Genomic DNA, 19,390 nt, shown 5'->3' with positions numbered 1-19,390 from the left:
GCGATTTCGTCGGCGATAGCGGCGAACTTGTCGGTGATATTCTTGTAGAATTCGTCGTCCTCGTCGACCCGCTGAACATCGACATTGGTCGGGATCGACACGACGTTCATTTTGTAGATATCAAAGAATTCGGGCGCCTCGGTCAGCGCGGTGCCGGTCATTCCCGACAGCTTGGGGTACATGCGGAAATAATTCTGGAAGGTGATCGACGCGAGGGTCTGGTTTTCTGGTTCGATCGCCACGCCTTCCTTGGCCTCGACCGCCTGGTGAAGCCCGTCCGACCAGCGCCGCCCGTCCATCATCCGGCCGGTGAACTCGTCGATGATGATGACCTTCTCGTCCTTGACGATATAGTCGATGTCTCGCTTGAACATCTTGTTGGCCTTGAGCGCCTGGTTGAGGTGGTGGACCACCTGCGTGTTGCTGATGTCGTAGAGGTTGGCCCCCTCGATCAGGCCCTGCGCCTCCAGCATCCGCTCGGCCTTCTCGGTACCTTCCTCGGTCAGCACGATGCTCTTCTGCTTCTCGTCGAGCTCATAATCGCTGTCGACGAAGGTTTTCACGATCGCGTCGGTGCTCATGTAGAGTTCGGACTTGTCGTCGGTCGGACCGGAGATGATCAGCGGCGTGCGCGCCTCATCGATCAGGATCGAATCCACCTCGTCGACGATCGCGAAATTGAACGGCCGCTGGACCATCTGGTCGCGGCTGTACTTCATATTATCGCGCAGATAATCGAAACCGAGCTCGTTGTTGGTCGCATAGGTGATATCGCTGTTGTACGCGTCCTTGCGCTCCTGGTCGGTCAGGTTCGGCACGATCACGCCGACGCTCAGGCCGAGGAAGCGATAGATCTGCCCCCTCCACTCGGCATCGCGCGACGCCAGATAATCGTTAACGGTGACGACATGCACGCCGGTGCCGGGCAAAGCGTTGAGATAGACTGCGAGTGTCGCGACCAGCGTCTTGCCCTCGCCCGTCCGCATCTCGGCGATTTCGCCACGATGGAGCGTGATTCCGCCGATCAGCTGGACATCGTAATGGCGCTGGCCGAGCGCCCGCTTGGCTGCCTCGCGCACCGTCGCGAACGCTTCGGGCAGCAGGTCGTCGAGGGTCTCGCCATTCGCCAGTCGCTCGCGCAGGCGGCCGGTCTGGGCCTGCAACTGCTCGTCCGGCATCTCCGAGAACAGCGGCTCATAGGCGTTGATCGCATCGACATATTTGCCGAGGCCGCGCACGTAGCGGTCGTTGGACGACCCGAAAATGGACTTGGCAATCGCGGAAAACATCGAACTTCCTTCAGGCCGCTGCCCCGTCATGGGCGCGGCAAAGCGCTCACCCGCAAGGGGGCGATACATGGCGCGCGATGTAGGGTTGGGGGTGTTACTAGTCAATTGACGGGGCAGACCCCGCCACGCTTCAGAGCTGCGCCTCGATCCACTGCTGGATCTGGCTGCGCGGCGCCGCGCCGACCTTGGTTGCGACTGCTTCGCCATTCTTGAACAGAAGCATCGTCGGGATGCCGCGCACGCCATATTTGCCCGGCGTCTCGGGATTCTCGTCGATATTGATCTTGACGATCTGCAGCTTGTCGCCAAGCGCGCCCGAGATTTCCTCCAGCGCCGGGGCGATCATCCGGCACGGCCCGCACCATTCCGCCCAGAAATCGACCAGCACGGGGGTCGACGACTGCAATACGTCGGTGGCGAAACTCTGGTCGGTGACGGCCTTGGTGCCCATGTTCATTCTCCGAATCTGCGTTGACCCGCATATGGGGATGGATTGCGCCCCGCTCAACCTTCCAGAGAGATCAGGCGCGGGGCCGAGGTGTAGAGCAACGCCGCCTCGATAACGCGGTCGGGAAAGATCACGCCCAGCGCCGCGCTATATGCCGCCATCTGCGCGACGTGCGCCGGCGGCACTTCGGCCAGGCTCGCCGGAGCGTGGCGGCCGGTCTTGAAGTCGACCACGCGGATCACGTCATCGCCGACGCACAGCCGATCGACCGTACCGGCAATCACCCGCCCATCGGCCAGCGTCGCTGCGATCGGCGCTTCGGCCAGCGCGGTCACGCCGAACAAGTCGGCGAACAGCGGCTCCTCGATCACCGCGAGCGCGGCGGCGGCAATCTCCTCGCGCACGCCCGCCTCGACCCCGTTGCGTTCGAGCCAGGCCAGCGCCGCCGCCCGCCGATCCTCGACCGCAACCCCCGGCAACCGCTCGAACAGCGCGTGCAGCAAGGTCCCCCGCCGCGCCGCCGCGACCTGCACCGGTGACGGCGGTGCCGACACATCGCGATCCTCGCCGAGCGAACTGGGCGCGAGCGGGCGCGGTGGGCGCGGCTCCGGCGGGGCGGCGCGATGGAGCCAGTCGGGCAGTGGCGGCGGGGGCAGCGGCATGCTCGCCGCCTTGGCCACCACGCTCCGCCCCGCGACGCTCCCGGTCCACACCAGCCGCCCCTGCTCATCCGGCGCCGCGCCCAGCCCACTCAATGCCCGCGCGACCCGCGTGTGCCAGCTATTCTCCGCCAGCGCGCCGCGCGGCATGACCCCGGCGATGACCAGCCGCTCCTTGGCCCGCGTCGCCGCGACATAGAGCAAGCGCCAATGCTCCTGCAGCTCGCGGACCTTGTCGTCCTCGGCAATCTGCCCGAACGGCCCGAACAGTTCTGCCTTGCGCGGGCGGACCAGCGGCACCTTGGCGTCCCCGATCGGCAGGTCGAACCCGCGCGATCCGCCCATCTGCGCCGGATCGGCGGTCGCATCGGCCAGAATCACCACCGGTGCCTCCAGGCCTTTGGCCGCATGGACCGTCATCACCCGCACCGCATTGGTCGGCGCGGCGGTGTCGCGCTTGATCTCGACCTCGCCGCGTTCGAACCAGGCGAGGAAGCGGTCGAGCGAGGCAATCTCGCTGCGCTCAAACTCCAGCGCCGCCGCGAGCAATTCGTCGATCGGATCGCGCGCCGCCTCGCCCAGCCGGTGGAGCAGCTTGCGCCGTCCGTCGAGCGCCCCCGATAAAATCGTCTCGAGGAACCGCGCCGGCGTGACAAAATCGGCCATCGCCAGCAGGGCCAGCAATTGCTCGACCGTATCCGTCGCGAACGGATCCTCCTTCGCCGCGTCCTGCAACGCGCTCCACAGCGACTTCATCTTCCCGCGCGGCTGGGCGAGCGCATAAAGTTGATCCTGGTCCCACCCCATCAGCGGCGACACCAGCAGCCCGGCCAGATTCAAATCATCCAGCGGCTGCACCGCGAACCCGATCGCCGCGATCAGGTCGCGCACCGCCAGCGGCTTGTGCAGATGCAGCCGGTCGATCCCCGCCACCGGCACCCCCGCGCTGAACAGCCGCGCCACCAGCAGCGAGGCCAATTCCTTGCGACTGCGCACCAGGATCATCACGTCACCCGCGCACAGCGGCCGCTTGGTCGACGACAGGATCGGCGCCTCGGCCAGCAGCGCGCGCACCTCCTCCGCCAGCCGGGTCGCGTAGAGCCGGTCCTTCTCGGTCAGCCAGCCCTCCTCACCATCCTCCTCGTCGGGCTCGGGCGGGACGAACGCCGGCCAATGCTCAACCCGCCCCGGCCAAGCGTCGTAAACCGCGCGATGAGCACCGGGCCGCTCGGGCAGGCCCATCTCGGCATACCCGACCTCGCGGATCAGCGCATCGACCGTGTCGAGGATCGCCGGGGCGGAGCGGAAGCTGGCGTCGATCGACAGGTCGCGAAACTCGCGCGCCAGCCGCGGGCCGCCCGTATCGGCCTCGTCCTCGGCCTCGATCAGCAGTTGCGCTCGGTTCCTCACACTGGCCCGCATCGTGTTGAATTCAGCTGGATCAGTCCCCTGAAAACCGAAGATCGCCTGCTTGAAATCACCGACCATGAACAGGGTTCGCCAGCGCCGCTCGGCCTCGCTCCCCCCGGCGAAAAACTCGCCGATCAGCGCCTCGACGATCGCCCATTGCTGAGCATTGGTGTCCTGCGCCTCGTCGACCAGCACATGGTCAGTCCGCCGGTCGAGCTTGTAGCGGACCCATTCGCCCATCCCCTGCTGCTTGAACAGCTCCCGAGTCCAGGCGATCAGATCGTCGAAATCGGCGACGCCGGCAGCTCGCTTGGCGGCGGTATAGGCGGTCGCGAACGCCGCCCCGGCACGCAAGCCCGCTGCCTGAATCGCGACCAGCTTCGCCGCGCTGCGTATTGCCAGCAGGCCCGCGTGCCACTCGCCAAATTGCACGGCAAGGTCGCAATAGTCGGGCTCGGCGGCAATCTGCTTCGCCTTCGCAACGCACGGCTCGCCTGCCTTGGTGATGACCCCATTGGCAATTTCCTCAAGCTGTTGCGCGCGTCTGTTGGCATCGAGTGCTAGCCACCCCGTCAGATTACCGACGATCTTATCGCCAGTCGCCGTCCCCCACGCCCGGTTCGCTACCACCAGTCGCTGGAACAGCAGCCGGTCGAAGGCCCCATCGGCGCACCGCTCGACGATATGCGCCTCGATATCACCCTCAGGCAGTCCGACCACCGCCCGCAGCGCCGCCTCGACCGACCCCGGATCGCCGATCGCGTTGATCGCATCACCGGAATGGGCACAGCGCATCAGATAGGACACCGCCTCTTCCTCGCCGAGCCGCATCGACAGCGTCGCGACATCGGCGGTCAGCCCGGTGTCGCCCCCCGCCTCGGCTCGCGCCAGCAGGTCGGCAAGCGTGTTGCGCGCCAGCTCCTGCTCCGCTCGCCCCTCGATCGGCTGAAACCCCGGCGCGATCCCCGCTTCGGCCGGAAACGATGCGAGCAGGGTCTGCGCAAAGGCATGGATTGTCTGGATACGCAGCCCGCCCGGACTTTCCAGCACCCGCGCAAACAGCCGCCGCGCACGCTGCAGTGCCGGCGGACTGCGGTCGTCCTCGCCCAACGCGAACAACTCGTGCGCCAGCAGATTGTCGGGTAGCCGCACCCAGTTCGCCAGCCGGTCGCCGATGCGATTGGCCATTTCCGCCGCGCCCGACTTGGTGAAGGTCAGGCACAGAATCGCGCCGGGGCTGACCCCCTGCAGCAGCAGGCGCAGCACCCGCGCCGTCAGCACCTGCGTCTTGCCGGTCCCCGCCGACGCCGACAGCGCGGCATGAGCGACCGGATCCGCCGCCCTCGCCTGATCGCCTTGAAGATGGGGAAGCGGTTTGAAGCGACGGGCCATCCCCGCTTGATAGCAACTTCCCCTGCCCGCTGCGAACCCCTAGGAAGACGGCAGATACAGGAGAGTGACACGCATGGCCGACAAGGACGAAAGCGAGCGCAAGGCCGCGCTGGTCAAGGCCGGGTTCGCCGCCGGCATTGGCTCCGCCGCCATCGCCGCTGCACTGCTCTACGCCTCCCGGTCACGGGCTAAGAAGCCGAAAAAGGACCCCCCGAACCCGTCGCCGACGGATTGAGGTCAAGAGGCGACCAAGATCGTAATCGCCGACTGGTCGTCAGCCGCTTTTGATCCGACGCGGACGTTCGGCACGCTCTCTGAGGCCAAGACTTAGCGGGGATGCCCCTCCACCTGTGCCATGCGCTGTGGCCACCTTGGCCTACTGCACGTCCCGCCATCCTTTCGTCACTTCGTCCTTATGCGCGGCAAAGGCCGCCAACACTTCGGTCTTTTCGTTTTGAGGCACGGCAAAATGATCGAGTGAACGCGACAACACCGCCGCCACGGCATCAAACTCCTTCGGCGAGATTTTAAGTTTCTTATGTGCTTCTTCAAGCCCGAGATTCGTGCTGCCTGGTCGGGTAGGGGTGTATTGGAACGGACCGCTCGACACATTAGCAACCCACAATGTGCGCATGAACTTCAAGCCCGGCAGTCGATCGAGCTGCTTCGTATGCCATTCACGAAGCGCCGGGTTGCTCGATTGCGCCCCCGCGATCGGATCCTTGATAATTTCGTCGCTGAAGTAATTCACGACTGCAGCGATCGCAAAAATGCCTCCCAGCCGGTTATAAAGTGATTTTTCCGATTGCTTGTCCGTCTGCTTATTTGCCTTCGATGCTGGGTCCGCGGCACGGGCGCATGCCGTCGCAAGCGGGGTGGCAATCGCCGCTGCCGACAACAACATCGTTCCGTGCAATAGATCGCGCCTTGTCGATGTCAGGCTCTCAGCGTGTGCAGGAGGATCGTTTTTGATCTCATCTTCCATGGGCGAGTTCATAAAATTCTCCTGCTTCCAAGCCGCCCGGCGCGACCTCTCGCATTCTACGCCTGCAACCTTGGCCCCCTTAATAACATTTGTTATGGGTCAGACTGCGCATACGGACGTTCTCCACAGGGCAGCGTGCCGCCGGAGACAAGTCATGGGCGTATTTGCGGAGCGAGTGACGAGACGCTTCAGCATCGACCGGTCGGAAATCGCCTTCCTTGAGAGGCTCGAAGAAAATCCTTTTTCGGTAAGACGCGGCGACTCCATTGCCCAGGAGTATGACCTCGCCGAAAATGCGTTCGTGCTCATGACGGGCTGGGTGATGAGCTGCAGCCGTTTCCCCGACGGGTCACAGCAGGTTCGGCGACTGCATTTTCCTGGCGATCTGCTTGCGATGCCCAGCGTACCGATGCGCCACTATGCCGAAGATCTCGAAGCCCTTTCCGATGCAGTCATTGCATTCTTCCCTAAACACCTGCTTGCAGAGCTGTTTTACATGCCGCGGCTCGCAGCTATCATGTACATGTTTGCGCAAGCCGAACGAATTACCGCTGGCGACCGGCTGGCAAGTTTAGGTCACGATTCTGCTAAAGCGCGCGTTGCCTTTCTTCTTATGGATATTTTGCATCGTCTGCGATCCGCCGACGAATCCGTTACGAACTCGTTCTTCTTGCACTTGACGCGAGAGCAGATCGCGCACGTCGCTGGAATAACGCCAGTTCATGCGAGCCGCATGTGGAACTCCCTCATTGACGACGGCCTCATCTGCTGCACCCGGCGAACAGTGTCTATCGTTGACGAGCCGCGGCTCGCCTGTCTCGGGCATTATTCCGACCGTGACGGCGATTTTGATTATGCCTGGTTGCACGCCGTCGGGGACCTGACGAACGCGGCAGTAGTCGATTGAGAATATCTCTCGGGCGCTCCCATTTCAAAATCGAATTTCCAACAATAGGGTCATCTTGCGACGTCACTCCCGCCCATACCATTCCTCGAGCCGCATCAGCTGGTCGTAATCTTCGTACGGCGCATAGGCCGGATTGAGCTTGGCGATGAACGGCTCCGTTCCTGTCAACCACTTCGCCGCCGCGGCCGCGAACTGGCGTTCGGCGCGGTCGAGGAATTCTGTCGCACCGATCTTGTCGTCGGGAGCGCTGCGCTTGCCGAATTGCTCGACATGTTTCGCCAGCGACCAATATTCATGAAGCTCGGGCTCGCCGGCAACGCCCACAAAACCCCCTGCCCGCGCAATCAGCCCCAGCAGGCCGAGCTGCAGCGCAAATCCCTCGTCGACCGCCTTGCGCGTCGGCGCCTTGCCGGTCTTGTAATCGACGATCCCCAGCCCGCCACCGGGCAGCACATCGATCCGGTCGGCCTTGCCGTAAAGCGTCACCCCGGCAAGATCGGTTTCGCCTTTTGCTTCTGCGGCGCGAGGGCGGCGCCCTTCGGACTGCAATTTGGCCTCGGTCCCCGCGACCCACTTGATCGCCTCGATCAGTCGCGGTTGCCACAGCGCGCGCAACATCGGGTGGATTGCATCACCGGCGATCAGTGCCTCGGCCCGGCCGAACAAAGTAACCGGGTCGCAGTCATCCTCCTTCTGCCACTCCTCCAAAATGCGATGTACCGCCGTGCCTTTCCACGCCGCGCTATGGTCGGCGTCGAGCGGGTCGAGCGGGCGCAGGCGGAGGATCGCCTTGGCATAGAAAGCGAACGGATCGGCCTGCAGCCGATCGAGATCGGTCACCGCGATCCGCTTCGGTCTTGCTTCGACCGGCGGGACGGGCGCAGGGCGCGCGACAGGTTGCGGCGGGCCGGGCGTGCTATCGATCACCGCTGCCAGTCGCTCCAGACGATGGTCGCGTGCCAGACCGCCGGTCATCGCCTGCAGCCGCAACCACAATCGCGATGCCACGGTCGGCGAGCGCCCATCCCGCCGCGCCCGGGTCAGCAATACGCGCGGAGCGCCCAATGCGCTGGCAAAGTCATGCGCCGCCAGCCCGGTGACGAAATCGAGCGTCGGCAGCCCGAGATTGGTGCGGATGCGCGGCGCCAGCCACGGGTCGGGGCGCGGCTCGCCCGGCCACACCCCCTCGTTCATTCCACCGAGGATCATCAGGTCGGCCTGCTGCAATCGCGCTTCGAGCAGGCCGAAGATCTGGATCCGCTGGTGCCCGCCATAGGGCGGCCGCACCGGCCGCTCGTCGAGTAACTGGCGCAGGAGCGGAACGGCGTCACTTGCGGTTATCGGCAAAGCGGCCGCAGCGGGCGCTGCTTCGAGTTCAGCGAGCAGCTCTCCCGCCAACCGCCCCGCCGGTCCGCGCCACGCCGCATCCCCCGCCAGCTCAGACGCGCATTCCCGCAAGCGCGCGGCCAGCGTCGCGGCGGTGACGCTCCCGTCGAGCAGCCCATCGAGCGCAACCACGCTCGCCCGCAATGGCGCCCACGCCCGCTGCCATTCGTCCTTCGTTGCAAAATGCTCGTCGAGCCCGGCGAGCCCGCCCGCCGGTCGCGGCCCGCGCAGGGCAAGATCGAGCCCTCGCACGCGGTCGAGCCACCCGCGCCGCTCGTCCCCTTCCCCGCCGACCAAAGGATGCTTGAGCAGCGCCAGCAGCGCGACCGGCGCCAACCCCTCTGCCGCCGCCGCGAGGATACCGAGCAGCAGCGTCCCCGGCGCGGCCTGCGAGAGCGGGCGACCGGCGCTGTCATTGGCCTCGATCCCCCACCGCTGGAGGATCGCCGACACGCGTGCCGCCAGCACCCGGTCGGGCGTGACCAGCGCCGCCGTTTGTTCGGGCGTTTCCAGCGCCTCGCGCAGCGCGACCGCGATGGTCATCGCCTCGCTCGCCGGATCGGCCAGTTCGGCAGCGCGGATGCCGGTCAGGCGGCGCTCGCGCGGCGGCAGTGCGCTCCATTTCTCGGAGAAATCGGCGGCCGTCATCGCGTGCATCACTGCCCGCCCGCGTACCGCCGGCGAGGCTGCTCGCCCGCCCGCGCGCCACACTTGCACCTCGCCCCGCGCCACGCCGATCGCATCGAGCAATTGCTTGAGATGAAATTGCGGGTGGGTCGGCTCCCCGCGCGCATTCGCTTCGTCCGGGCCGAGCGCCTCCCATTCTTCGTCGGGCATCGCCGTCACCATCGCCAGCCCCGGCAGCACCACCGCGCCATCGGGCAACCGCGCCACGCGCGCCAGCAGTGCGGCCACGGCGGGCGCGTTCGTCGTGATCCCGGCGGCGATGGTGAACCCCGTCGGCGGCGCATTCCGCCACCGCTCCGCCGTCGCGCGCAGCAGGCGGTTGCGGCGCTCGGCCAGCCCGATCCGACCTTGCTCCCGCTCGATTGCCGGCCAACGGTCGATGATCGCGCGCAGTCGATCGAGTGATTTCTGCCAATGCAGCGCCAATTCGGGCGCGTCCGCCGCCGCTTCGACCAACTGCGACGGCGCAATCTCCGCAATGGTCAGCTGGTCGAGCGTCCGCGCGAGGTCCGCCGCCAACCGCATCGCCTCCGCCGCGCTCTCGTCCGGTCCACGCACCATGGTCGCCAGCGCCAGCAACCGCTCGAGCGGATCGGTCGCCGCGGGCAACACCGCTCCCCCCGCCGGGTCGAGCGCCCCGCCAATACGCTCGTCGAGTTCCGGATCGCCCACCGGGATCAGGCGCGGCAGCACGAGCCCGCCGCCACTCGCCCGCACGAACGCCTCGGTCACCGTCCGCATCGCGCGATTGGTCGGCAACAGGATGCGCCCCCGCGCCAGTCCAAGCGGGTCGCCGCCGTAGGCCGCGATCAGCCCACTGGCGAGCGCGTCGGCAAAGCTGCGATGCGCCGGAATGGTGTAGACGAGCGGCGCCCCCGCCGTCCGCCGCTCGACCAGATCAGAGCTGGGCAAGCGCGTCCTCGGTGGCGCGGATCGCGGGCGGTGTGCCGACGTCGAACCACAGCCCCTGATGAACCACGCCGTACAGTCGTCGTTCGGCGATGGCCCGGTCCCACAGGAGGTTAGTCGAGAAAGGGCCGTCTGGGGCACCATCAAGCAACTTCTTGGCCATGATCTGAATACCGGTGAACACGAACGGTGCGATCCGCGCCTTGCCACGCCGCCTGAGTCGCCCCTCGCGGTCCATGTGGAAATCGCCGAGCCCGCCATGATTGCCAGCGCGCGCATGGGCAACGAGCAGCAGCAGCGCGTCCATCTTCGTCGGATCCCAATGAGCGGCGAGCAGTTTGAGCGTATCGGCCGGCCCGTCGACCCAGAAATTGTCGCTGTTGACCGCCAGGAACGGGTCGCAATCGATCAGCGGCGCGGCGCGGACCAAACCACCGCCAGTCTCCAGCAGCAGGTTACGCTCATCGGAAATGGCGACGTCGAGCAGGGCATGGTCGCGCAGGTGGGCCTCCAACTCGTCGGCCAGATAATGGACGTTGACCACCACCCGCTCGACCCCGGCGGCGTGGAGCCGGTCGAAGACATGGTCGATCAGCGGCTTGCCGGCGACCTCGACCAGCGGCTTGGGCCGGTCGTCGGTCAGCGGACGCATCCGCTTGCCTAGCCCGGCGGCCATGACCATCGCCGTGCGCGGCACGTCTGCGATGACGTCTGCGCGCAGTTTCAGGGCGCTGACCTGGGTCATGCCGCGTTCCATGCGGGCGCGCGCGCTTTGGGCGGGATATGGGCGTCGAACCATGCCCGCACCGGGGCCAGCGCCGGGTGCGCCAGGTCGCGCTCGAGCAGCCCCCACATGCGCGGCTGGAACTCGAGATAATGCGGCTTGTCGTCGCGCTTCCACAGACGGGTAAAGACGCCGAGGATGCGCGTATTGCGCTGCGCCGCAAGCGCCCAATAGGCGGGCTCGAACCGCGCGTCGGCGCCGGTCGCGGCGACATAACGATCGATCATCATTCGCTCGATCTGCGGCGATACGTCGCGCCGCGCATCCTCCAGCACCGAACACAGATCATAGGCCGGATGCCCCTGCAGCGCGTCCTGGAAATCGAGCAGCCCGAAATGGCCGATCCCCTGCCGCCCGGCGAGCAGCATGATGTTCTCGGCATGATAGTCGCGCAGCACGGTGACTGGACCGAGCCCGTCGTTAGCGATCGGCGTCAGCACTTCGCTCCACGCGGCACGCCAGGCGTCGGCGTCGACCGCGATCCCGACTGCCGGGCAATACCAGTCGGTGAATAGCGTCAATTCGGACAGCCACTGATCGAGACCGTGCGGCTTGAGCCCCACCATTGGCGGCTGGCGGTGCAAATGGATCAGCACGTCGGTCGCCAGCGCGTAGAGCTCCTCCTCGCGTTGCGGCGCGGCGTCGAGCGTTTCGCGCAGCCGCGCATCGCCGAAATCGCCGAGCAGGAGCATCCCCTGGTCGAGATCGCGCGCCAGGATCGGCGGCGGGGTCAGCCCGGCAGCAAGCAGCCAGTCGGCCACTGCCGCGAACGGGCGCGGGTCTTCATGCGGCGGCGGCGCATCCATCAGAACCGCCGTACGATCCGCCTGGACGATCCGGAAATAGCGGCGGAACGAGGCGTCCCCCGCCAGTGGCTCGATGCGTGCGCCGCCCCAGCCATTGCGGGCGAGGAAATCGGGCGCGGCGGCGGGCGGAATCATCGTGATGGCAGCCATCGGCCCTCCCATGACGAGGGGACAATCGCTGTCAAGCGGCGCGCGTCTCCCGTCAGCGGTTCGAGCGACAAAGCGAGTGCGTGGGGCCATGCACCGGGCGCGCGCTCCGGCCATTCGACCAGCAGCGCGCCAGTTGCCAGAATCTCGTCCAGGCCGAGCTCATCCAATTCGTCCCCATGCTCAATCCGATAGAGATCGGCATGCCACACCGGTAAGGTCAGTGCGTCATAAGGCTGGACCAGCGCGAAGCTCGGGCTCGGCACTTCGCCCTCCTCGCCTAGCGCCCGCAGCAACCCGCGCGCCAGCGTTGTCTTTCCCGCTCCCAGCGGCCCCGACAACGTCACCACATCACCCGGCCGGAGCGCCGCTGCCAGCAACGCCCCGGCCCGCCGCGTCGCTTCCTCGTCGGCCAGGATCACGACGCGACGACAGGCTTGGTTGGCGCGCGCGGGATGACGAGGGTCAGCGCGCTGCCCGTGCCGACTTCCGATACCAGCTCGACCTTGCCGCCATGCGCCTCGATGAATTGGCGGGTGAGTGGCAGGCCCAGCCCCAGCGCCGCCTCACCCTTCGCCACGCCGCCGACGCGGTGGAAGCGGGTGAACACCCGGGCCTGATCCTCCACCGCGATGCCCGGCCCGTCGTCGACGATGACGATCGTCGCCTCGGTCGCGGTTCCCGACGCGGTGAACCGGATCGAGCCGCCGCGCTCGGTATAGGCGACGGCGTTGCGCAGGACATGCTCGATGCTTTCGCGCAGCCGCCGCGCGTCGCCGATCACGGTCCCGGTCGACGGATCGATCGCCACGTCGAAACGATGCTTCTTGTCGTCGATCGCCGGCTGCAGCGTCCCGATCGCCGAGCGGCAAAGCCCGGCCAGATCGACCCGCTCGCGCTCCAGCGTCACCCCGCTGGTGTCGCCCTGGGTCAGGTCGAGCACATCGTCGATCAGCCGCGACAAGCGCCCGACCGATTCCAGGATCGCCGACACATAATCGGCCGCCGCCGGCTCCAGCTTGCCCGCATAGCCCCCCGCCAGCATCTCGGCGAACCCGCCGATCGAGGTCAGCGGCGTGCGCAATTCATAGCTCATGCTGGCAACGAAATCGGTCTTGACCCGGTCGGCCTCCTCCAGCGCGGTCGCCCGCTCGCGCAACGCACCCTCGATCCGGCTGCTGTCGGTGACGTCGATCATGGTGAACAGTGCGTTTCCGTCTGGCAGCGGCACGGCGGAGAATTCGAAATGGCGCCCGTCGATCAGCGACACCCGCCCGCGCCCCTCGCGCCGACCCGATGTCGCCGCGCGGACCATCTCGCGCACCTGTGCGGCGGCGGTCGGGTTGACCAATTGCTTGGCCATTGCCGGGACCAGCTCGTCGACCCGGGGATGCTCACCCAGCCACACCTCGTCGAGATCCCACAAGGTACAGAAGCGACGGTTCCAAAGATACAGCCGCCCGTCGCTGGCGAAGACGCTGATCGATTCGAACAGATTGTCGAACGTCGCCGCGCGCACCCGCAGCAGCGTATCGCGGGCCGACGCCAGCCGGACCTGCTCGGTCCGGTCCTCCAGGATCAGGCGCAGCCCACCATCGGGCATCGGCTGCCCGACCACGCGCAGATGGTCGCCATTGGCGAGGATCCAGTCTTCCTCGATGACGTCGTCGGCGGACGTGAACCACGCCCGCCGCTCGTCCTTCCATACCGGGAAGTCGCGCACTTCAGGGGTGCGGTTCTTCTCCCGCATCTGCTCGAGCAGCCGGTCGAACTCGGGGTTCTCACTGAGCCATTCGCTGTCGAGATGGGCCATGATCGCAAACGGCTGGTTGAAGAAGCTCAAGTGGCGGTCGGCATCGAACTGTGCCGTCCCCGCCGTCATCCGGTCGGCCAGGTCACGCTGCGACTGGATCGTCCGCGCCAGTTCGAACCGCGCATCCTCCAATTCCTGGATATCGACCGCAAACCCGGCCACCGCGCCGGTCGGCAGCGGCACGTCGACGATGCGCATCATGCGCCGCTCGCCGCCGATCGTTGCAGGGGTGCTGCGCGATTGCGGTTCGCCGGCTTCGATCGCGCGGCTCGCGGCTGCACGGGCGGTCTCGACGTCGACCAGTTCGATGCCGCGACCGATAACATCCGCCGCGTCCTGCCCCTCGACCGCCTGGACGAAGGCGCTGTTGACCAGCCCCAGCTTCAGGTCCGGGCCGCGATACCACATCGGGAAGGGCGCGCTTTCGATCAGGTGGGTCAGCGCATCGAGCGCCCCCTCAGTTTGCGCAAGCCGCCGCGCCAGCGTGCTTCGCTCGGCCACCGCCCGGCTGGAATCGCTCAGCCACAACAGGCTGCTGCCCGCCGGTGACGGCGAAGGTGCCGGTCCGCCGCTGACTTCGAACACCCGGCCCGACCCCGCCACGCGAACCTGCGTCTCGACCGACGCCGCACCGCGCCGCGACTGGTCGAGCGCGGTCGCGAGCGCGTCGACATCTTCCGCCACCAGACCGCGCTCGTTACCGACCAGCAACTCGATCCGCCCCGGATCCTCGTCCAGCCCGAAGTCGCGAAGCAGGCCGGGATCGACCTCGATTCGCCCGTCACCGCGCACCAGCATCGGCCGCGCCGGGGCCGCCGCGAGCAGCGCCGCGCTCGATCGCGCCGCCGCCAGGATCGCATTCGCTCGCCGCATTCGCCGCGCGGCATAGAGCGACAGCGCGAGCGCGATCGCCAGCCACGCCGCCGCGACCGTGACGACGATCGCAGCAATAGACCCGCCGGCTCCGCTCATCCTTGCATCATTCCGACTGGCCGCATCGTCAGGGTCATAGGGAGCGCGTTGGCGAAGGGGAAGCGGCACGACCGGCGGCACGACCGCAACGCCTCCGTCAAGCCGCGCCCGTCTCTCCCACCAGCAACCGCGGGTCGATGCCCTCGCCCTGGAACACCGTCGCCCACCGCTCTTCGGTCGGCGTGTCGAACAGGAGCGCCGGGGTTCCGCCCGCAGCGAACCAGCCATGCCGGGTCATCTCGCCGTCGAGCTGTCCCGGTCCCCAGCCGGCATAACCCAGCGATACCAGCCAGCGGGATGGCCCGCGTCCTTCGGCGATTGCTTTCAGCACATCGATCGTCCCGGTCATCGCACCCAGGCCGGTGATGGGCAGCGTGTCCTGCCCGCCCCAATCCTCCGAATGGAGCACGAAGCCACGCCCCGGCTCGACCGGCCCGCCATGATGCACCTCACGGTCGGGCACATCGCCCGGGTCGATGTCGAGCTGTTTGAGCAACTGGCGAAAGCGGATGCCGACGCGCCTGTGGCCGATGCCGATGCCGACCGCACCATTCTCGTCGTGTACCGCGATCACGATCACCGCCCGCTCGAAGCGCGGATCGGCCATGCCCGGCATTGCCAGCAGGAATTTCCCCGACAGGAAGGGCAGCTGCTCCATGCCGTGACAATGTTCGGGGAAACAAAGGCTGGCAAGCCTTGAGCCTGTCACGGGACACGCCTATCTCCCGCTTCATCCCCCTTCAGGAGAAAACCCATGACGATCAAAGTCGGCGACCGCCTCCCCTCCGTTCCCCTCACGCTGGCGACCCCCGACGGGCCGCAGCCGACAACCAGCGATGATTTTTTCAAGGACAAGAAAGTCGCGCTGTTCGCGGTGCCGGGTGCTTTCACCCCGACATGTTCGGCGCGGCATCTGCCGTCCTATGTCGACAAGGCCGCCGAACTGAAGGCCAAGGGCGTCGATGAGATCGTCGGCACTTCGGTCAACGACGCCTTCGTCATGGGCGCCTGGAACCAGCACCAGGGCAGCGGCGACATCACCATGCTCGCCGACGGCAATGGCGAGTTCGCGAAGGCGCTCGGGCTGACCATGGACGCGTCGACCTATGGCATGGGCGAGCGCAGCCAGCGCTACTCGATGGTCGTTAACGATGGCGTCGTCGAGCACCTAAATGTCGAAGCGGCTGGCGAATATACGGCCTCGAGCGCGGAGCATATGCTCGAGCAGCTCTAATCCCATGAACTGAACTCCTTGGCCGGTCGGGCGTTGAACGCCCTATCATCCAGCCAAGGAGTATCAGTCATGGCCACACCCAAATCCGGCACCCCGGCGCGCACCCGCGCCACCGCCAAGCGCGCCTCGAGCGCCACCTCGCGCAAGTCGGCGACGAGCAACTCCGCCACCGCAACGGCCACTGCCACCGCCACAAAGGCGGGCAAGAAAATCACTACTGCCGCCGAAAGCTTCATCGAAACCGTCAAGTCGCGCCCGCTGACCAGCGCGGCGATCGCCGCTGGCGCGGCCGGGGCCGGTGCGCTCATCTGGGCCAAGCGCGGACTGATCGCCGAACAGGCCACCGCACTGGGCGAACAGGCGAGTACTCTCGGCGGCAGGATCAGCGATCAGGCGACCAGCATAGGCGGCATGGTCAGCGAGCAGGCTACTGCGCTGAGCGGAAAGATCAGCGATCAGGCGAGCGCTTTGGCCGAAAAGGTCACTGCCCGCCTGTCACCCCAAATCGCCAGTAGCGGTGAACTTTCGACTCCGGCGGTTAGCGGCAATGGGATCGACGTCCCATCGACTGAACAAGGCAAGGTCGGCGCCGTCTCCTACTGACCTCGGGCGCGGGCTTCGGTCCGCGCCCCCTTTCCGTCAGGCGAGGAAAGCTGCGAGCACATCGCCGAACGCCCCATCGGTGACCGAACTCATGTGAGTCCCCGGCACTTCGGCGTAGGTCGCGTCGGGCAGTGCTTCGGCCAGTCCCGGAGCCGAGCCATTGTCGTGGTCGTCCTTCCCGGCCAGTACCAGCGTCGGCATTGCGAACGCCGCCTGCCAGCCGTCGGGCGCGGCTTCGAAACTGAGCAGCAGCGGCACGGCGGCCAGCGGATCGACCTTCATCGTCCGCATGAACTGGATCGCCAGCCAGTGGGGGTCGCCGCGCCTGGCCGTGTCGAACGCAGCAATCGCGTCGAGGAAGAATTGGCTCCGCTCGGTCCAGGCGCTTAGCCCCTCCAGCCCCATTCCACCCAGCACCGCACGACGCGGCTTCAAGCCGTCGCCAATCCCTTGCACCGTCGTCCGAGCACCAAGCGAGAAGCCGCCCAAATCATATTCGGTCAGCTCAAGGTGCGCGACGAATTCGATCAGGTCGCGCCCAAGCACCCCGGGCGGATAATGATCAGCTTCGTGCGGCCTGCTCGACAGGCCATGCGCGCGCAAGTCGGGCATGATCACCCGCTTCCCCGTCGCCGCGACCTTGGCAGCATGGCCAAACTTGATCCAGTTGACGACGCCGTCGGAGAACAACCCGTGGAGCAGCACGACCGGCGCGCCCACCCCCATCTCGCGCCAGACGAGATCGACGCCATCGGACGCGGTCCAATGGTGGATCGTCGGTTCGGTCACTTGGTGCCGGTCACCGTCGGCGGCATCGAGACATGCTCGTTGATGATCTTCCACTTGCCGTCGGCCTGGCGCTGAAAGACGTCGTTAAAGCGCGCGCTGACCGTCGGCCGGGCGCTGCCGGCGGCAACAGAAAACTGCTCGATCCCCGAACTGATGAAGGCATCGGGCCCGATCAGCTGGATGTGACGGCCGACGACATGATAATCGGCCGGCCTCATGCTGACGAAAGCGCGGGCCGAGTCCGTCGCCACCTTGCGATCGGCGCTCGGATCAGCCTTGCTCGCGTCGATCATCACTGCGTTGTCGGCATATTGATCCATGATCTTGCCGAGGTCGCCGGTGGTGAAGGTAGCCTCAGCCGCGGTCGCGATCGTTTCAGCCTCGGCAGTGGTTACCGGCGCCCGCCCGCTCGGCGCCTGCTTGCAGCCTGCGAGCAGCGCCATTGCTGTCACCAGCACCATCATATTCCGCATTGCCACTCTCCTGCTGCAACCGCAGGAACGCTAGCGGCTCAAGCGGCCTTCTTCAAATGCCGCCGCCCGAGCAGTTCCGCGATCTGCACCGCGTTCAGCGCCGCGCCCTTGCGGAGGTTGTCGCTGACGCACCACAGGTTGATGCCGTTCTCGACCGTGGGGTCGTCGCGCACGCGGCTGATGAAGGTGGCGTAGTCGCCGACGCACTCGACCGGGGTGACGTATCCGCCGTCCTCGCGCTTGTCGACGAGCATGATGCCCGGCGATTCGCGCAAGATGCGCTGGGCGTCGGCGGCCGACAGCTCGCGCTCGAACTCGATGTTGATGCTCTCCGAATGTCCAACGAACACCGGCACCCGCACGCACGTCGCCGTCACCTTGATCTTGGGATCGAGGATCTTCTTGGTCTCGACCACCATCTTCCATTCCTCCTTGGTCGACCCGTCGTCGAGGAACACGTCGATGTGCGGGATGACGTTGAAGGCGATCTGCTTGGTGAACTTTTTCGCCTCGGCAGTGTCGCCGACGAAGATGTTGCGGCTTTGCTCGAACAACTCGTCCATCCCCGCCTTGCCCGCGCCGCTGACCGACTGGTACGTCGAAACGACCACCCGCTTGATCGTCGCCGCATCGTGCAGCGGCTTCAGCGCGACGACCATCTGCGCGGTCGAGCAGTTGGGGTTGGCGATGATGTTCTTGCGGGTATAGCCCGCAATCGCCTCCGGGTTCACCTCCGGCACGATCAGCGGCACGTCAGGATCCATGCGGTAGAGCGAACTATTGTCGATCACCGTGCAGCCGGCCTTGGCGCTGATCGGCGCATAGACCCTGCTGGCTTCGGATCCGGCGGCGAAGATCGCCATGTCCCACCCGGAAAAGTCGAAATGGTCGATATTCTGAACCTTGAGTTCGCGCCCGCTGTCGCCGAAATCGATGATTTCGCCGGTCGAGCGCGAGCTAGCCACAGCGGCGATATCCGCCAGCGGAAATTGCCGCTCGGCCAGGATGTTGAGCACTTCGCGCCCGACATTGCCGGTCGCGCCGACGACCACAATCCGATAACCGTCACTCATCGTCAGTCCCCCAAAAGCAAACGACCGCGCCTTCCGTTGGAAAGCCCGGCCGTCGCAAATCGTCAGAAATAGTTCGCGAACCGGCTCAGGCGTCGGTTTTCGAGCCCTTTGCGGGGCGCGTGTCGCGACGCTCGGCAATGCGCGCCGACTTGCCGCGACGGCCGCGCAGATAATAGAGCTTGGCGCGGCGGACGGCGCCGCGGCGCACGACCTCGATCGAATCGACCGACGGCGAGTAGAGCGGGAAGACGCGCTCGACGCCTTCGCCGAAGCTGATCTTGCGGACGGTGAAGTTCGACCCGATGCCCTTGTTCGAGCGCGCGATGCACACGCCTTCGAAATTCTGGACGCGGGCGCGGTCGCCTTCGACGACCTTGACGCCGACCTTGAGCGTGTCGCCCGGGCGGAATTCGGGAATGGCGCGGATTTCGATGAGGCTGGCGATCTGCTCGGCCTCGAGGGTCTGGATGAGATTCATGTTGGTTAAGCCCTATTCGTCGCGCTGCGCACCAGAGGGCGGTGCCTGCTTTGCACCCCCATGGCGCAAGGTCAGGTCGGGCCGCCGTAGCCGTGTGTCCCGGATCGACGCTTCGTGTCGCCACGCCGCGATCCGCGCATGATCCC

17 protein-coding genes and 2 pseudogenes are annotated in these 19,390 nt (G+C 66.2%); 4 read left to right on the top strand and 15 right to left on the bottom strand.

Annotation, left to right across the window (positions count from 1 at the left end):
• From RMN84_RS06555 to addA, 3 genes and pseudogenes are all read right to left on the bottom strand, one after another.
• Nucleotides 1-1,289, bottom strand: a pseudogene (locus RMN84_RS06555) (preprotein translocase subunit SecA); the annotation flags it as partial.
• Nucleotides 1,290-1,419: 130 nt separating this feature from the next.
• Complete coding sequence (trxA, locus tag RMN84_RS06550) at nucleotides 1,420-1,740, bottom strand: thioredoxin (protein WP_309611383.1); 321 nt, start codon at nucleotides 1,738-1,740, stop codon at nucleotides 1,420-1,422.
• A 53-nt stretch (nucleotides 1,741-1,793) separates the two neighbouring features.
• Nucleotides 1,794-5,198 carry a double-strand break repair helicase AddA gene (addA, locus tag RMN84_RS06545; RefSeq protein WP_309611380.1) on the bottom strand — a complete coding sequence of 1,135 codons (3,405 nt, stop codon included), beginning with the start codon at nucleotides 5,196-5,198 and terminating at the stop codon, nucleotides 1,794-1,796.
• Nucleotides 5,199-5,271: 73 nt separating this feature from the next.
• Between addA and RMN84_RS06540 the strand changes: the two genes are divergently transcribed.
• On the top strand, nucleotides 5,272-5,433 hold the full coding sequence (locus RMN84_RS06540) for an isopropylmalate isomerase (RefSeq protein ID WP_309611379.1): 162 nt from the start codon (nucleotides 5,272-5,274) through the stop codon (nucleotides 5,431-5,433).
• Nucleotides 5,434-5,574: 141 nt separating this feature from the next.
• Here RMN84_RS06540 and RMN84_RS06535 read toward each other — a convergent pair whose 3' ends face one another.
• Nucleotides 5,575-6,183, bottom strand: coding sequence for a group 1 truncated hemoglobin (locus tag RMN84_RS06535; protein WP_309611378.1), 609 nt, complete (start codon nucleotides 6,181-6,183; stop codon nucleotides 5,575-5,577).
• A 154-nt stretch (nucleotides 6,184-6,337) separates the two neighbouring features.
• Between RMN84_RS06535 and RMN84_RS06530 the strand changes: the two genes are divergently transcribed.
• A complete protein-coding gene (locus RMN84_RS06530; RefSeq protein ID WP_309611377.1) occupies nucleotides 6,338-7,090 on the top strand; it encodes a Crp/Fnr family transcriptional regulator in 753 nt (250 codons plus the stop codon).
• 63 nt (nucleotides 7,091-7,153) lie between these two features.
• Here RMN84_RS06530 and addB read toward each other — a convergent pair whose 3' ends face one another.
• From addB to RMN84_RS06500, 6 genes are all read right to left on the bottom strand, one after another.
• On the bottom strand, nucleotides 7,154-10,075 hold the full coding sequence (gene addB / locus RMN84_RS06525; RefSeq protein ID WP_309611376.1) for a double-strand break repair protein AddB: 2,922 nt from the start codon (nucleotides 10,073-10,075) through the stop codon (nucleotides 7,154-7,156).
• A complete protein-coding gene (locus RMN84_RS06520; protein ID WP_309611375.1) occupies nucleotides 10,062-10,817 on the bottom strand; it encodes a nucleotidyltransferase family protein in 756 nt (251 codons plus the stop codon). Before RMN84_RS06520 ends, addB begins: the two co-directional genes overlap by 14 nt.
• Entirely contained in the window at nucleotides 10,814-11,797 is a 984-nt protein-coding gene (locus RMN84_RS06515) for a phosphotransferase (RefSeq protein ID WP_309611382.1), read from the bottom strand. The genes RMN84_RS06520 and RMN84_RS06515 overlap by 4 nt, the downstream gene beginning before the upstream one ends.
• A complete protein-coding gene (tsaE, locus tag RMN84_RS06510) occupies nucleotides 11,794-12,231 on the bottom strand; it encodes a tRNA (adenosine(37)-N6)-threonylcarbamoyltransferase complex ATPase subunit type 1 TsaE (RefSeq protein WP_309611374.1) in 438 nt (145 codons plus the stop codon). The genes RMN84_RS06515 and tsaE overlap by 4 nt, the downstream gene beginning before the upstream one ends.
• The gene (locus RMN84_RS06505; protein WP_309611373.1) at nucleotides 12,228-14,594 is read right to left on the bottom strand and encodes a PAS-domain containing protein; all 2,367 of its coding nucleotides are present in this window, start codon (nucleotides 14,592-14,594) and stop codon (nucleotides 12,228-12,230) included. The genes tsaE and RMN84_RS06505 overlap by 4 nt, the downstream gene beginning before the upstream one ends.
• Before the next feature lie 97 nt (nucleotides 14,595-14,691).
• On the bottom strand, nucleotides 14,692-15,252 hold the full coding sequence (locus RMN84_RS06500; RefSeq protein WP_309611381.1) for a YqgE/AlgH family protein: 561 nt from the start codon (nucleotides 15,250-15,252) through the stop codon (nucleotides 14,692-14,694).
• A gap of 96 nt (nucleotides 15,253-15,348) precedes the next feature.
• On the opposite strand from RMN84_RS06500, the gene RMN84_RS06495 reads away from it, so the two are divergent.
• Together RMN84_RS06495 and RMN84_RS06490 are read left to right on the top strand one after the other, a co-directional pair.
• Nucleotides 15,349-15,828 (top strand): peroxiredoxin, encoded by a 480-nt coding sequence (locus RMN84_RS06495; protein ID WP_309611372.1) that lies wholly within the window; start codon nucleotides 15,349-15,351, stop codon nucleotides 15,826-15,828.
• A gap of 69 nt (nucleotides 15,829-15,897) precedes the next feature.
• Nucleotides 15,898-16,431, top strand: a complete 534-nt coding sequence (locus RMN84_RS06490; protein ID WP_309611371.1) for a hypothetical protein — start codon at nucleotides 15,898-15,900, stop codon at nucleotides 16,429-16,431.
• A 36-nt stretch (nucleotides 16,432-16,467) separates the two neighbouring features.
• Here RMN84_RS06490 and RMN84_RS06485 read toward each other — a convergent pair whose 3' ends face one another.
• From RMN84_RS06485 to RMN84_RS06465, 5 genes and pseudogenes are all read right to left on the bottom strand, one after another.
• A complete protein-coding gene (locus RMN84_RS06485) occupies nucleotides 16,468-17,220 on the bottom strand; it encodes an alpha/beta fold hydrolase (RefSeq protein ID WP_309611370.1) in 753 nt (250 codons plus the stop codon).
• Nucleotides 17,217-17,693, bottom strand: a complete 477-nt coding sequence (locus tag RMN84_RS06480; RefSeq protein WP_309611369.1) for a nuclear transport factor 2 family protein — start codon at nucleotides 17,691-17,693, stop codon at nucleotides 17,217-17,219. Before RMN84_RS06480 ends, RMN84_RS06485 begins: the two co-directional genes overlap by 4 nt.
• Before the next feature lie 38 nt (nucleotides 17,694-17,731).
• Nucleotides 17,732-18,766, bottom strand: coding sequence for an aspartate-semialdehyde dehydrogenase (locus RMN84_RS06475; RefSeq protein ID WP_309611368.1), 1,035 nt, complete (start codon nucleotides 18,764-18,766; stop codon nucleotides 17,732-17,734).
• Between the two features lie 85 nt (nucleotides 18,767-18,851).
• Nucleotides 18,852-19,244 carry a 50S ribosomal protein L19 gene (rplS, locus tag RMN84_RS06470; protein WP_309611367.1) on the bottom strand — a complete coding sequence of 131 codons (393 nt, stop codon included), beginning with the start codon at nucleotides 19,242-19,244 and terminating at the stop codon, nucleotides 18,852-18,854.
• Nucleotides 19,245-19,256: 12 nt separating this feature from the next.
• A pseudogene (locus tag RMN84_RS06465) lies at nucleotides 19,257-19,390 on the bottom strand (tRNA (guanosine(37)-N1)-methyltransferase TrmD); the annotation flags it as partial.

This window comes from Sphingomonas sp. (genome assembly GCF_031380695.1).
Lineage (GTDB): Bacteria > Pseudomonadota > Alphaproteobacteria > Sphingomonadales > Sphingomonadaceae > Sphingomicrobium.
Note: the sequence above shows the minus strand (reverse complement) of the source record. Positions and strands in the feature narration are given on the sequence as shown.

What these genes read in the sequence shown, in the direction of transcription:
- trxA (WP_309611383.1), bottom strand. Translation starts at nt 1,740, where the DNA reads ATGGGCACCAAGGCCGTCACCGACCAGAGTTTCGCCACCGACGTATTG.
- addA (WP_309611380.1), bottom strand. Translation starts at nt 5,198, where the DNA reads ATGGCCCGTCGCTTCAAACCGCTTCCCCATCTTCAAGGCGATCAGGCG.
- RMN84_RS06540 (WP_309611379.1), top strand. Translation starts at nt 5,272, where the DNA reads ATGGCCGACAAGGACGAAAGCGAGCGCAAGGCCGCGCTGGTCAAGGCC.
- RMN84_RS06535 (WP_309611378.1), bottom strand. Translation starts at nt 6,183, where the DNA reads ATGGAAGATGAGATCAAAAACGATCCTCCTGCACACGCTGAGAGCCTG.
- RMN84_RS06530 (WP_309611377.1), top strand. Translation starts at nt 6,338, where the DNA reads ATGGGCGTATTTGCGGAGCGAGTGACGAGACGCTTCAGCATCGACCGG.
- RMN84_RS06520 (WP_309611375.1), bottom strand. Translation starts at nt 10,817, where the DNA reads ATGACCCAGGTCAGCGCCCTGAAACTGCGCGCAGACGTCATCGCAGAC.
- RMN84_RS06515 (WP_309611382.1), bottom strand. Translation starts at nt 11,797, where the DNA reads ATGATTCCGCCCGCCGCCGCGCCCGATTTCCTCGCCCGCAATGGCTGG.
- RMN84_RS06505 (WP_309611373.1), bottom strand. Translation starts at nt 14,594, where the DNA reads ATGAGCGGAGCCGGCGGGTCTATTGCTGCGATCGTCGTCACGGTCGCG.
- RMN84_RS06500 (WP_309611381.1), bottom strand. Translation starts at nt 15,252, where the DNA reads ATGGAGCAGCTGCCCTTCCTGTCGGGGAAATTCCTGCTGGCAATGCCG.
- RMN84_RS06495 (WP_309611372.1), top strand. Translation starts at nt 15,349, where the DNA reads ATGACGATCAAAGTCGGCGACCGCCTCCCCTCCGTTCCCCTCACGCTG.
- RMN84_RS06490 (WP_309611371.1), top strand. Translation starts at nt 15,898, where the DNA reads ATGGCCACACCCAAATCCGGCACCCCGGCGCGCACCCGCGCCACCGCC.
- RMN84_RS06480 (WP_309611369.1), bottom strand. Translation starts at nt 17,693, where the DNA reads ATGCGGAATATGATGGTGCTGGTGACAGCAATGGCGCTGCTCGCAGGC.
- RMN84_RS06475 (WP_309611368.1), bottom strand. Translation starts at nt 18,766, where the DNA reads ATGAGTGACGGTTATCGGATTGTGGTCGTCGGCGCGACCGGCAATGTC.
- rplS (WP_309611367.1), bottom strand. Translation starts at nt 19,244, where the DNA reads ATGAATCTCATCCAGACCCTCGAGGCCGAGCAGATCGCCAGCCTCATC.